9 protein-coding genes are annotated in these 13,796 nt (G+C 43.5%); 1 reads left to right on the top strand and 8 read right to left on the bottom strand.

The genetic code is table 11. The annotated features are described in order from the left end of the window. Window positions 1-9 precede the first annotated feature (9 nt). A complete protein-coding gene (locus F597_RS0100930) occupies window positions 10-963 on the bottom strand; it encodes a glycoside hydrolase family 43 protein (protein ID WP_026326984.1) in 954 nt (317 codons plus the stop codon). Window positions 964-1,276: 313 nt separating this feature from the next. Here F597_RS0100930 and F597_RS0100925 point away from each other — a divergent pair, with 313 nt between their 5' ends. Then, window positions 1,277-3,661, top strand: coding sequence for a TonB-dependent receptor (locus tag F597_RS0100925; protein WP_026326983.1), 2,385 nt, complete (start codon window positions 1,277-1,279; stop codon window positions 3,659-3,661). A 295-nt stretch (window positions 3,662-3,956) separates the two neighbouring features. Here F597_RS0100925 and F597_RS0100920 read toward each other — a convergent pair whose 3' ends face one another. The 7 genes from F597_RS0100920 to F597_RS0100890 form a co-directional block, all read right to left on the bottom strand. Next, entirely contained in the window at window positions 3,957-5,504 is a 1,548-nt protein-coding gene (locus tag F597_RS0100920; RefSeq protein ID WP_026326982.1) for an alpha-L-fucosidase, read from the bottom strand. A gap of 35 nt (window positions 5,505-5,539) precedes the next feature. Continuing rightward, the gene (locus F597_RS0100915) at window positions 5,540-5,926 is read right to left on the bottom strand and encodes an L-rhamnose mutarotase (protein ID WP_019537826.1); all 387 of its coding nucleotides are present in this window, start codon (window positions 5,924-5,926) and stop codon (window positions 5,540-5,542) included. Between the two features lie 87 nt (window positions 5,927-6,013). After that, a complete protein-coding gene (locus F597_RS0100910) occupies window positions 6,014-6,937 on the bottom strand; it encodes an amidohydrolase family protein (RefSeq protein ID WP_019537825.1) in 924 nt (307 codons plus the stop codon). A gap of 1 nt (window position 6,938) precedes the next feature. Continuing rightward, a complete protein-coding gene (locus F597_RS0100905; protein ID WP_019537824.1) occupies window positions 6,939-7,955 on the bottom strand; it encodes a zinc-binding alcohol dehydrogenase family protein in 1,017 nt (338 codons plus the stop codon). A gap of 4 nt (window positions 7,956-7,959) precedes the next feature. Continuing rightward, the gene (locus tag F597_RS0100900; protein ID WP_026326981.1) at window positions 7,960-8,892 is read right to left on the bottom strand and encodes an aldo/keto reductase; all 933 of its coding nucleotides are present in this window, start codon (window positions 8,890-8,892) and stop codon (window positions 7,960-7,962) included. Between the two features lie 29 nt (window positions 8,893-8,921). Next, window positions 8,922-10,553, bottom strand: a complete 1,632-nt coding sequence (locus tag F597_RS0100895; protein ID WP_019537822.1) for a RagB/SusD family nutrient uptake outer membrane protein — start codon at window positions 10,551-10,553, stop codon at window positions 8,922-8,924. A gap of 22 nt (window positions 10,554-10,575) precedes the next feature. Beyond that, window positions 10,576-13,554 carry a SusC/RagA family TonB-linked outer membrane protein gene (locus tag F597_RS0100890; RefSeq protein WP_044059913.1) on the bottom strand — a complete coding sequence of 993 codons (2,979 nt, stop codon included), beginning with the start codon at window positions 13,552-13,554 and terminating at the stop codon, window positions 10,576-10,578. Between the last annotated feature and the right edge of the window lie 242 nt (window positions 13,555-13,796).

Here is a 13,796-nt window from a genome sequence, read left to right as displayed (position 1 = left end):
ACGATTATTTTATTTTGAGAACCTGTTTTTCAGCTTGACAAGTACACTCTCTGACACTCTGAACGCCGTTCCATGCCTTATTCCGTCAGGAAAGGAGATAGAAACGGATACATCTTCCCAATGCTGCATATCTTTTGAACGTACAGCTCCATATTTTCCTTGCGTATATTTATCGAAGTAGACATACACATAATCTCCTATCAGAAGAGGAGCAGGTCCTTCCGCCCAATAATCACCGGTAATAGGTTCAGATACTTCGGCAGGAAAATCATACGGTTTTGTATGAGAGGTGACACGGATATTTTTTTCGGCAGGAGCAGAATTTTCATTCTTGACAAACAGATAGTATAGACCATCTTTTTCCAATACGGCTCCGTCTATTACGCTAAAGCCGGGGTTAAAAAAGAGTTTGGTTTCACTGAATGTTTTGAAATCTTTGGTAGTTATATAGTACTGCCGGTGGTTAAGGCCTTTCTCACTTTCGGAGGTTGGTAGTTCGGGAAAGGCTCCGGGGATGGTGGATGCCCAGAAGATATAGAATGTTTTTTCTTTCCTATCGTAAAAAAGCTCAGGTGCCCAACTGTTCCTTGTCCCTTCAAATTTTCCCATCACCGGGATATTTTGTTGTGCGGACCAGTGTATAAGATCTTCGGATGAGGCATAACCAATACCCTGATCCCACCAACCTGTAGTCCATACCATGTGGAAAGTACCCTCATCATCCTGCACAATACTCGGGTCGCGCATCAGTTTATCTTTTCCTATTTCGGGCTTCAGTAAAATAGAGTCGTCAAATAAAGCTTCCCATTTAAGCCCATCCTCACTGTAAGCCAAATGCAATCCGTCTCCATTCCCTTTAAAATAAGAGAACAAATAGACCTCTCTTTCGTTTTTCGAAATTTGATTGTTGTTACAAGCGCATAGGCACAATGTTACAAGCACTAATCCGATTAAATTTTTCATATTTACAATTGAAAGGTTTATAGTATTCAGTGAAGACAATAGATTTCGGTTTATGGCTGTCACAAACCATTTTGCGTATGCTAGCTCCTGTTCTCCATCCTCTAAAACAAAGATACATAAAAATATTCGGTAAAAATAGCCGATTTTTATTCATTCTGCAATACTAATAGTATCCTTGCCGTGTTTTGATGTTAAAAAAGCAACTCCTCGAAGAGTGATTAAAAGAGAAAGAGTTTCAATTTTCAAACAAAGTAGGGTTGTATTTTGTTCTCTAGTTCGAACAGGTGGTGGCAGTAAGATAAATCCCGGCAAAATGCATAGATTGACAGGAATTCTCTTTTTCCTTTTGGCAGCATGCAATGTGTCTGCACAAAAAGGCGCGATTGCCGGACGGATATATCATGGTGCTACCAATGAACCTATTGAGTATGCGACAATACTGCTACAGGGGACTGACCGTGGGACAGTATCCGATAGTACGGGAGTCTTCTCCCTTCAGGAGGTAAATCCCGGATTCTTCAGGCTTATCGTGAGCTCAGTCGGTTTCAAAAGTGTAGTTTCTCCTGAAATTCAGGTACAGGGAAACCAAACGGCGTTCATCGATATAGCGCTGGCTGAAGACGAAATTGCATTAAAAGAAGTGGTCGTACGCCCCAATTTTGAGACGCGCCGTATTGAAAGTCCAGTCTCCTCTTTTTTTGTGAATGTGCAGCAGATAGAAAAAAGTGCCGGGGTTAACCGTGATGTGTCTAAGGCATTGCAAACACTGCCGGGAGTCGGAGCCATGGATCCTAACAGGAACGATCTTATTGTACGCGGCGGAGGACCTTCCGAGAATGTCTTTTATCTCGACGGAATTGAAATCCCGGTAATCAACCACTTTTCCACGCAAGGATCATCAGGGGGAGCCATCGGAGTGATAAATCCCGATTTTGTGCGTGAAATAGATTTTTATACCGGGGCCTTTCCTGCCAACCGTGCGAACGCTTTGAGTTCGGTGATGGAGATACGACAAAAAGAGGGTAGCAAGGATCGTATTCATACAAAGCTATCGGTTGGTGCTTCTGATGCAGCATTGACAATCGATGGTCCTGCCGGGGACAATGCCACCTTCATCGTGTCGGCACGGCAGTCTTACCTGCAATTACTATTCAAGGCACTTAAATTGCCATTCTTGCCTACCTATAATGATTTTCAGGTAAAATATAAATATGACATCAACAGGAAAAACGAAATTACGTTTATCGGAATCGGAGCGATTGATCATATGACATTGAACAAAGAGCTTCAAACAACCGGCACCGAAAGCCAAAAGTATATTCTCAACTACCTGCCAATCTATGAACAATGGAATTACACGGTAGGTGCGGTCTATAAACGTTTTAGTGATAACCATCTCGACACATGGGTACTCAGCAGGAATATGCTTCGCAATAAGAATTACAAGTTTGAAGACAACAATGAATCAAAACAAAAGACATCAGACTACCTCTCGGACGAAGCTGAAAATAAACTTCGTTTTGAACGTGATTTCCGATCCCTGCCGGTACAACTTAAAGTAGGAGGAGGATTACGCTACTCTCGCTATGTAAATGACACTTACAGACGTTTATACAGAAAGGGTAGGGTGACCGAACTACGGTATAATACAGCACTAAACCTTTTGGGTTATCAACTGTTCGCGCAGGTCTCTGACGAGTATATCGACAGCCGCCTGAAGCTCTCCTTTGGACTTAATGCGGTAGGAAATAATTTCAATGAGAATATGCGGAATCCGTTGAATCAACTTTCTCCGAGATTGTCTGCCTCCTATTCCTTGTCGGTACGCTGGAGTATCAATGCAAATCTCGGACGCTATACTGCCCAACCGGCCTATACGACAATGGGATTCAAAGATGGAGAAGGTAAATTTGTAAACCGCAATGAAAATTTAAAATATATAGTCTCCGATCAACTGGTGGTGGGTTTCGAACATCGTCCGCATGAAAATATGCGATGGACAATGGAAGGATTCTATAAGCATTATGACAAATACCCGCTCTCGCTTGTAGACGGTTTGAGCATCGCCAGCAAAGGCACCGATTACGGACAGGTAGGCGACGAGGAGATTATTTCCGCGGGCAAGGGAAGAGCTTACGGTATAGAGATCATGTATAAAATCACAGAATGGGAAAATCTCAATCTTACCTCTACCTATACATGGTTCAGGAGTGAATTTACCGATAATAACCTGGTTTATCGTCCCTCTTCATGGGATACCAGGCACCTGCTCAATCTTATCGCGGGATATTGTATCGCAAATAATTGGAACATTGCGGCCAGATGGAGATATGCGGGAGGAGCCCCCTATTCCCCTATTGATGAATCGCTCTCATCGGATAGGGAAGCGTGGGAGGTGACAAACCAGGCTTATATTGACTACTCCCGCTTCAATACGCTAAGGCTGAGCGATTCGCATCAACTCGATGTCCGGGTTGACAAGGAGTTCTATTTTAATAGATGGCTGCTCAACCTCTATGTTGACATTCAGAATGTTTACAACTTCAAAAGTCAGAGACCTCCGATATATACAAATAGGAATCAAAACGGAGACATAATTTCCGATCCGGGAGGAGACTTTTCCAAACAGGGACTGAGAGTGCTCGAGGAGAGTAGCGGCACAATTCTTCCAACACTCGGACTGATTATCAAGATGTGACCAGGATGTGTTTTATTTTCTCTCTCATCCGATATTAATAATTACTCATCAGGTTTGGTATTACAACCCTTATGATCATTTATTATGGATAAAGTAAAGAAGAACCACCCTAAATATTTTTAGCTAATTCAGATGGTTCTTCTTTAAAAACGCTATTTGGTGAATGCCCCTTCCAATAAAGGAATAAACTTTATTGTTCAATTACCGGGATTAGATAGAAGCTGTTGGCAATTTTCTGATGGATTTGGAATTTCATTTATTGAAGGGGACCCCTGTCTCTTTTTCACCTATTGAATTATGCGCCGTGCTTCATTACTTCATTTACAGCCTCTGACTCCAAATGTTCTCCCACTTTTTTGTCAAAAGTGATTTTAAATGAATAAGCGTATTTACAAGGTTTATTTTCAGGAAAAGATATCTTTAGCCCCATGTCTGTTGTTTCCCAATTGATCCTTTCGTCTGAACCCAGCAGGTTGATATCTACAATTACAGCATCTCCCATAGTTTCTTGGTTTAATGATTTGATAAGTACCCCCTCATCGTCCCAATCCAGTACAACAGCATAGAAAACATTGCCTTTGGTTGTGAAACGAATGTCACGTGCCGTATAAGGAGTTGCCTCATTGTCGGAAAAAGAGCCTTTGGCCGGTTCTGTCTCTCCCTCGCCGAATTTCTTCCATGGACGTGTACCGTAAATAGCTTCGCCATTTACTTTGAGCCATTCTCCAATGGAAAGTAATATGTTTTTCTGCTCATCAGGGATGATCCCGTCAGCCCGGGGGCCTATATTGAGTAACAGGTTTCCGTTTTTACTAACGATATCCACCAAATCATGCACTATTTGTTGAGGAGTTTTGTATTCTTCGCCTTCAATATGTGACCATGATCTTTTACCAATGGAGGTGTCGGTTTGCCAGGGAAATTGCATCATTTTACCGGATTTCCCCCGTTCAACATCCCACACATGTATATTGGTAGGATATCCTTGTTTGGTATTTACAACAACACCTTGCCCCCAATCTATGGCATTGTTGTAATAATATGCCATGAACTTATTAAAATAAGGCATCAAAACGGGATTGTTTACCGTCCAATCAAAATAGAATAATTTAGGTTCATATTTGTTGACTAATTCATAAGCATGCGTTAACCATTCGCGTGCAAAATCTTCCGTATATGACTGGTCATCGTAACGCCTCCCATAGAGGGAAATGTCCATATCTTGCACATCGGAAGCGAATTCCATTCCTCCATTAAAAAACCATGCGTTTTCGGCTCTATGCGAGGATAAGCCAAAGATAAGCCCTTCTTTCTCTACCGCATTTTTCAGGAGTCCTATGACATCCTTTTTAGGGCCCATTTTCACAGCATTCCATTCATTCAGGCTGCTGTTATACATCGAGAACCCGTCATGATGCTCTGCTACGGGGACAACATATTTCGCGCCTGATTTTTTGAATAATTCGGCCCATTGCTGTGCATTAAATTGTTCAGCTTTAAAGAGAGGTATGAAGTCTTTATAACCGAATTTGTCGTGCGGCCCCCATGTTTCAATATGATGCTTGTAAACTTTATGGTCTTTCTGGTACATGTTGCGTGAATACCATTCATTATCAAACGCCGGAACCGTGAAAACTCCCCAGTGGATGAATATACCGAATTTTGCATCTACGTACCATTCCGGGAATTGATAATATTCGGCAATATTATCCCAATTTGGCTGAAATAGGTCCGTACCTTTAGGAGAGGCAACAGAATCGATGTTGTAAAACTCTTTTTTTGTTGACTGGCATGACAGGAGTAAAAGCAAACCTATCATAGTTACTGATATTCTTTTTTTCATGAGGATCAAATTTTTAATTATGTATGCATTCAACCTTATTCATATAAATGAAATAATCGTTCCATTTTCTTCCATTTTTTCGACAGATCATCGTCACATGATGTTTCTTGAAAACCAGACATGTATTTTTCCCATTCGGCTTGGCGGGGAAGTTCGGCCAATTTGGTAAAAGCAACTTCCCAATCAAAATCCAGGGGTGTTTCCACAATCATAAAAAGAGTGGTATTATAAAAGTATATCTCCATTTCCAAGATACCCACCGAACGGATTCCCTCTCTGATTTCCGGCCAATGGTACGCCTCGCTGTGCAGTAGGATATATTCCCTTATAAGTTCCGGATTGTCCTTTAATTCTAATGTTTGGCAATAACGTTTTGTTGGAATGGTATGATTTTTCTGTGTATATCCTTTCGCCTTTTCCATATTTGATTAATCTTGATTTACAACACGATCCGATGTCATGCTGGGTTTATGAATTTCCTGTTGAATTTTTCCTATTCGTTTGGATTATTACTCCGACATGTTTTTAATGTAAGGAAGCTGCACCCACCGTTTAAAGCCGTAAAACCGGACGGCGTTTTTGCCTAAAAACAGGGCTTTTTCTTCTTCCGTCAATAAATTGGATCTGACGATAAAGTCATAAGACATCCGATAGGTAATTGCTACAATGGTGCGCGGATAATCGGAACCCCACATTAATTTGTCTATCCCCACCAACTCAATGGCTTCCCTTATTGCCCGAATTGCACCCCTGAAAGGGTAAAACTCATCATGAAAGAGCCAGGTGATTCCCCCGGATTCAATCATCACATTTTTATGCCGCGCCAGTTTGATCTGTTCCTGCCAATCTTTGCGGGTAACCATTCCAAAATGGCCGATCGCTATTCGAAGGGATGGACATTCTTTGATCACTTCCCGCATCTCGGCTACCTGTGTGGCACCGTCAGCCAGGTCAATCGAAAGGATGAGATCTTTTCTTTCCATCAGACGAAACATTTTCATCATTTCATCAGAGGTAAGCCAAACCCTCTTGCCCGTGCTGATCAATCGTTGGGCAGGTACTTTCAATGCTTTGAAAACTTCTTGGTTGATCAATTTTTCGGCATGTGCGTAGAAACCCGGTTTGCGGGCATCCACCATTCCACAACAAAAGAAACGTTCCGGATATTTCTGCTGCACTTCCAGGAGGTAGTCGTTTTGTAATCCGTCGATATACTCCTGTGTAATGACTGCCGCCGACACTTGCGCGTAATCCATGTTTGAGAGTAAAATCTCAGCGGTATTTCGCCCTTCTATCATAAAAGGGGGAAGCATCTGCCGTATTTCTCCCATAAACTCGGATTTGCCATTCTCGAGAGTCCTTATCTTCTTACCTTCCACCACGGTATCCTGATACAGCCAGAGATGTGCGTGGGCATCGATGATCGGGAACATTTTAAAAACGAATTAATATCCGGAAAACTTCACTTGGATGAGCGGACCATTTTTCTAACGCAGTCTGCGCCTCTTCAGGGGGATGGACCGCCGTGATCAATTCTTCCACCGGCAAACCACCCTTTTTCATATATTCCATGACCGCCTTGAAGTCGGCCGGCGTGGCATTTCGCGACCCTTTTATATTTACTTCCTTTTTGACAAAGTATTGCGTGTCGAAAGGTATCCTTTCTTTCGCATATCCGATATAAACCACCCTGCCGGTATAAGCCACTTCCGAAATGGAGGCGATATAAGTCTCGGGACGGCCTACTGCTTCTATAATCACATCCGCGCCCCGTTGTCGTGTTATTTCCTGAGTACGCTCATGCAAGTTTTCATCCACTGAATGAATAGTGTATTGTGCGCCCAGGCGTTTGGCCAGTCTCAGTTTTTTGTTATCAACGTCCACGGCGATGACTTTTGCTCCCCGGAGGGCCGCCCGCACGATGGCTCCCATGCCAATCATACCGCAGCCAATCACCATAACGGTGTCTATGTCGGTTACTTGCGCGCGATTTACCGCATGGAAGCCTACGCTCATCGGTTCCACCAATGCAAAATCGCGGACAGAAATCGCCGGGTCTGCCATTACTTTTTCCCACGGGACAAGAATATATTCTGCCATGGCGCCATTGCGTTGAACGCCTAATGTTTGATTAAATTCACATGCGTTGGGGCGCCCGTTTTCACAAGCCGGACAATGTCCACAACTGGAATAAGGATTGACTGTGGCGTTCAAGCCCGGTTTGAAAAAAGGAGGAACGTCATGCGCCATTTCTTCTATCCGGGCACCGATTTCATGCCCTGGTACAACCGGAAGTTTTACCAAAGGGTTCAATCCTCTGAAAGTGTTGAGATCGGAACCGCAAAATCCCACGTAGCCTGTTTTCAACAATACGTGGCCGGGAATAAGCTCCGGTTTGGGTGTTTCAACAACGCGCGTTTTCCCTTGATCCGTTATTTGTATCGCTTTCATTTTTTCAGTCATTAACCCATGTGTCCCGAAACCCGGGCTCGAACATCGTTTGCACTTCTTTCAACAATTCCATGTCTAAAGGGGTATTCGCATACCGGATAGTTTTCAACACATTTTCAGGGTTGGCTGTACTGAACAATGTGGTGGAAATACGGGGATTGGACACAGAGAAGCTTACAGCCAGTTGTTCAATCGGGACGCCTTTCATCTCGCAAAAACCGATTACCTTTTTTGCAAGCCGTTTCAACGATTCCGGCGCGGGATGCCAATCGGGCACGCCCCGTTGGGTCAATAATCCCATGGCGTAGGGCGAGGCATTGATAATGCCTATCTGGTTTGATTCGAAATAATTGAAATAATCGGCCAAAGAGTCGTCGTTGAGCGTGTAATGGCAAAAAGATAAAACAGACTCAACGGTTCCCCGGGGTACATGGTCAATTACATATTTAAAATGACGCAGATTCAGATTGGTTATGCCCACGTGTCTTACCACCCCTTCGTTCCTGAGATCTGCCAAAAGTGGAAGTGTTTCATCACAAATCTGTTCCAAATCGGCAAATTCAATATCATGCACATTGATTAAGTCGATATAGTCGACATGCAGACGTTCCAAACTTTCATAAACACTTTCTTTCGCTCTTCTCGCGGAATAATCCCAAATCTTGATGCCATCCTTGCCGTAACGCCCTACCTTAGTGGAAAGATAATACTTACCGCGGTTGATGTTTTTTAATGCCTTGCCCAAGACGATTTCGGCTTTGAGATACCCGTAGTAGGGGGAGACATCGATGAGATTGATGCCATTCTCGATGGCCGCATAAACGGCCTGAATGCCCTCTTCTTCCCTGATCGGATGAAAAACACCCCCAAGGGAGGAAGCCCCGAAGCTGAGATTCGAGACTTTCATGCCGGTTTTCCCAATTTCCCTGTATTCCACAATAGTCGTGTTAATCTATTCTTCAATGATTAATAACCCGGGTTTTGTGCCCAATTGGTATTAGAGTTCATAACACCTGTGGGAATCGGGAAGATGCGCCGCCATTTCTGAGTTTTGGCGGCTGGATTTATCACATGTTTTAACCCCCAGTCATTCTCGAACTGGCCAAAACGAATCAAGTCGTTGCGGCGCCACATCTCACTGAAAAACTCACGCCCACGTTCGTCAAGAATATCTTGTAGAGTGGGAGGTGTGGTTATTGTAGGAGCTTTTACATAACTGCGAACCTGATTGAATAAGCTCATGGGAGTATCGCTATTGGTTGCTGTGGCGCCACGAAGAATAGCTTCCGCCTTCATCAGCAGAATATCCGCATAACGAAGAACAGGCACATCGTTACTTTGGTTGCGGTTATAGGTTTCATAATCAGCCACCTGGATACCCCACTTGATACAGCGGTAACCTTGATTCCAACCGTTAAAATCATCGCCCACATTCATAGAAGCATCGCCGGGTATGAGTAAAGTAATATTTTTCTTAAGCGTCACACGCTGTCCGTTATACATGTAAGGCGTTGTGGTTTTGTCAAAGGTGGAAATATTATAGGTGAATAGCGCATCTTTTAAGATAATATCATTGCGTTCGTCTCCTGCCAGAGAGAAACGATCGGCCGCTTCAGGTGTGACTGTGAAAATACCACCGGCATTCCTTGAAAGGGTTATCCCGAATAACCCGGCGCCATTCGCTCCGTCATTATTGAATTTGGGCCACAATTGGAATCGGGCGTATGTCATGCCTTGTGCCGTGGCATTATCATAAGGCATCGCGTAGATGAAATCTTTAATATGATAACCGTTATCGGGCATGAATTTTTTACGATAACTGTCGCTCAGATCAAACTTGCCACTGTTAATTATATCATCACAGTAGCTCACGGCATCATTAAGTCTGGAGTTTGTCAAAGTGGGTTCATAGTCGGCGACATCAGCGCAAGAGTAAACAGCCCAATTTAGATAGAGTTTAACAAGGAGAGCCTCAGCCATCCATTTCGTGGGTTTTCCATACGTGGAAGCATCCACATTTTCGGACAAGCCGCCGGAACGGATGGCGCGAAGCAGATCCTCCTCTATAAAGGCTGCCACCTTGGCACGCGGAGAACGTTCGATCGCCTCATCACTTCCAACGACATGGTCCAAGATAGGAGCATCGCCAAACATATCCATAAAAATGAAATGATAAAAAGCGCGCATTGCCAAGGCTTGAGCGATAGACTCATCGCTTGCCTCGTCGCCTCCGAGATCCACAATAGCCTGATTACACTTGGTGATGACTCCTGTGATATCGCCAAGCCAATCGATATGCGCGTCATCCGGGTTAGTCATGTGGAGCGTTGCGTGGACATAATTGCCCCCGTCGTACCAGTTGCCACCATAAGTGACCGCCGCGAATTCATCGGAAGACAACCACGCGGCTTCCGTGTAACGGCGCCCCAAAGCGCCACGGAATCCATAGTATAAATCTGCCATTTTCGCTTCGGTGGCAATGTCGGAATTCGGATAGGAAGTGTAGGTGGATTTGATATCTACATCCAAATCGGTACAGGCCATGGCTGATGATAACAGCAAACCTGCAAGTAAGGTGTTTTTGATATAGCTCTTCATTGTAAGTTCAATTTTAAGATGATTAGAAATTCACATTTACACCAAACATAAATGTGCGAGTACGAGGATAATAATTAGTACGCCTGTCAATTCCCGGTTCCAAGCCACCAAGATTAATTTCAGGATCACGGCCGGAATATCCGGTAATTGTAAACAAGTTATTGCAGGTTCCATATACTTTGAGTGAGTTAACCCAATTACCCAACTTTCCAAATGAATAACCTAAAGAAAGAGTCGACAAGCGGAAATAATCTCCATTTTCCAACCAACGATCGGAAGGAGCCTGTGACTGGACATCGGTTGGTTTTTGTTCTGTAGCCACCGATTTCAACACATTTCGACCTTCGGTGACGAAAGCGACATTACTGTATTGTTCGCGAGTTGCATTATAAATCTTATGGCCAAAAACTCCGGTAAAGAACATATTCAAACTCCAATTCTTATATTTGAAGTCGTTTGTCCAACCCAAACTCAACTTGGGCTGCGCACAGCCTGTAATGGTGCGGTCCGAGTCAACGGGGTCCGTTGTAGTCTCACCGGTACGCTCGCCTGTTTCCGCGTCACGTTTGTAGAATACTGATATGCCGTCGTCATTATAACCAGCCCATTCAAATGTGTAGAAAGTTCCGAGCGGATGGCCTTCCATGATACGTCCAATATTTGCGGTGGAATAACCGGCGATCTCCGGATTGCCCGTTGAGATATAATCTACAGAATACTTGCTGTTGGAAATGCTTTTCACGTTATTTTTATTGTGTGAAAGGTTCAGGCTTGTATCCCAAGTGAAGTCTTTCAGTTGGACAGGCGTTGCATTGATTGTAAACTCAATCCCCTTGTTGGTGATATCACCCACATTGGCATACATCGAACCATAAGGATAGCGGTTTGTCGATACATTGTATGAATAAATCAGATCGCTTGTCTTTTTGTCATAGTATTCAATGGTGCCTCCCAGACGTCCTTTGAGAAATAAAAAATCAATGCCCGCATTCAGCATGGCCGTTCTTTCCCATTTCAAATCGGGATTTGCATTTGACTGGGCGGCTATCGTGCGATAAAGGCTGGAATTTCCCTGAGAGTCAGTATAGGTAAACCATCCCGAAGGGCCATAGGTCTGAATGGCCTGGTATGCTCCGAATCCCAAAGAGTTGCCGCTTACGCCATAACTTACCCGTAACTTCAAATCATCAAACACATTCCAATCATTGACGAATTTCTCTTCGCTTGCGCGCCATGCAAGAGATGCGGAAGGGAATGTTCCCCAACGATTATTTTTACCGAAAGCCGATGATCCGTCGCGACGGACAGTGGCCTGGAGCATGTATTTACTATTGTATGAATAGTTTAAACGGCCATAGAAAGAAATCATACGGAGCGTTTCCAGTGCATAGGCCGTTATGCCGCTCATATCCATTTTATTGGCAAACCCAAGATTATAATAAGAAGTGGCATCGCTATAGAAATCATAAACGGTAAGGCCATAGCCATCGTTATTGTCGGTTTGCTCGTAAGAATAACCGCCCATCAGACCCAATTTATGAGCATTGGCGAATGTATGATCGTAATTGAAATAGGTTTCCAACACTTTTTTCTTATTTTCAAGCGTTCCGCGAAAAGCCTGCCCGTTCGCGGTAACTATCTGGGAGGCAGTGCTGTTGTAGTTGTTGTAATTGATTTGTTCGTTTTCATAGGAAAGGTTTAGGTTCCACAATAAATCCTTGTTGATTTGCAGAGAAGCCTTACCCGTTCCCTGAAGTACTTTCTTGATGGTTTCATAATTGTCCTCATAAATCATGGACAGCGGGTTATGATATTGGTTTACTGATGTGTAATTATACCACGATCCGTCTTCATTTTTTGTGGGGAGCAAGGGTGAATAATAGTTCATGGCATCAAACACACTTTGGCCGTCCTTACTTGATGAAACGGACTTGCCTTTGGTTTGTGCGGTATTGACATTTAAATCCAAAGTCAAACGATCGTTCAAAGATTTTGTCTGGGCATAAGCTCGACCTGAAATACGTTCAAATTCAGTACCGAGCACAATACCTTCTTTATTCAGATAATTCAAGCTGGCATTGTAGCTGGAACGTTCGCTCCCTCCGTTAATAGAAACATTGTGGCTTTGGCTGACTGCCGTGCGAAGCACTTCATCATTCCAATTGGTATTGTAGCCCTTATCATTGGGAAGTGTTATGTTATTGGCGGACGCATAAGACCGCAAATCGCTGGCCGACATCATATCCAGGCGTTTGGCTATGTTGTCAAATCCTACATAACCACTATATGAGACAGATGAACGATCTGTTTTGCTACCTTTTTTTGTGGTGATGACAATCACGCCATTGGCCGCCTTAGAACCGTAAATAGCCGTTGCAGAGGCGTCGCGAAGTACATCAATTGATTCAATGTCCTCCGGAGCTATAAGGTTCAAAGACACGTCAGGAATACCGTCAACAACATAATAAGGTTCCATAGCTTTGCCTGTACGCAGAGAAGAGGCCCCCCGGAGAGAGATGGAAGTTGTTCCATAAGTAGGATCGCTGCTCTGAACAATTGTTAACCCGGGAACCTTGCCTTGCAACAACTGCCCGGGGTCGGTATACACACCGGTATTCAGTTTGTCGGCTTTCACGGTGGTAATAGAACTGGTGACATCCTTGCGAGTCATGCTGCCGTAACCCACAACCACAATCTCATCCAACATTTTATGATCCTCCTTCATCGTAATGTTGATGACATCTTGGCCAGCCACATCCACCTCTTCACTTATAAAACCCACATAGGTAAATATTAAGGTATTGCCGGCATCGGCCGTAATCCGGTAATTACCTTCTATGTCAGTGACAGTACCAACGGAACTGCCTTTTACTTCCACGTTGACACCAATCAGCGATTCCCCATTGACATCAACCACTTTCCCGGTTATGCTCCTTTGAGCAAAAACCGAAATGCCGCTCATCAAAAAGATGAAAAAACAGACTAAATGTGTCTTGCACATAACATTGATATTTAATAGTTTATTAATTATTACACAATACAGGATGTATATATCATGACCTTTCTTGCATTTTTCCCGTAAATAGATCTTTTTTCATTCTCACATATTAGAAGCTGTTTTGAATTTTTTCATCCATTGTTTTTTAGCCATTTTTTGATGGATTTGGATTTTCATTTATTGAAATGTGGCGGGCCACTTGAAAGAAACAGTTTCTTGTTTTTCAATAAATTGCTTTGTCTTCA

Source organism: Proteiniphilum acetatigenes DSM 18083 (genome assembly GCF_000380985.1).
Lineage (GTDB): Bacteria > Bacteroidota > Bacteroidia > Bacteroidales > Dysgonomonadaceae > Proteiniphilum > Proteiniphilum acetatigenes.
The sequence above is the reverse complement of the archived record's forward strand: the minus strand, read 5'-3'. Positions and strand labels throughout refer to the sequence as shown.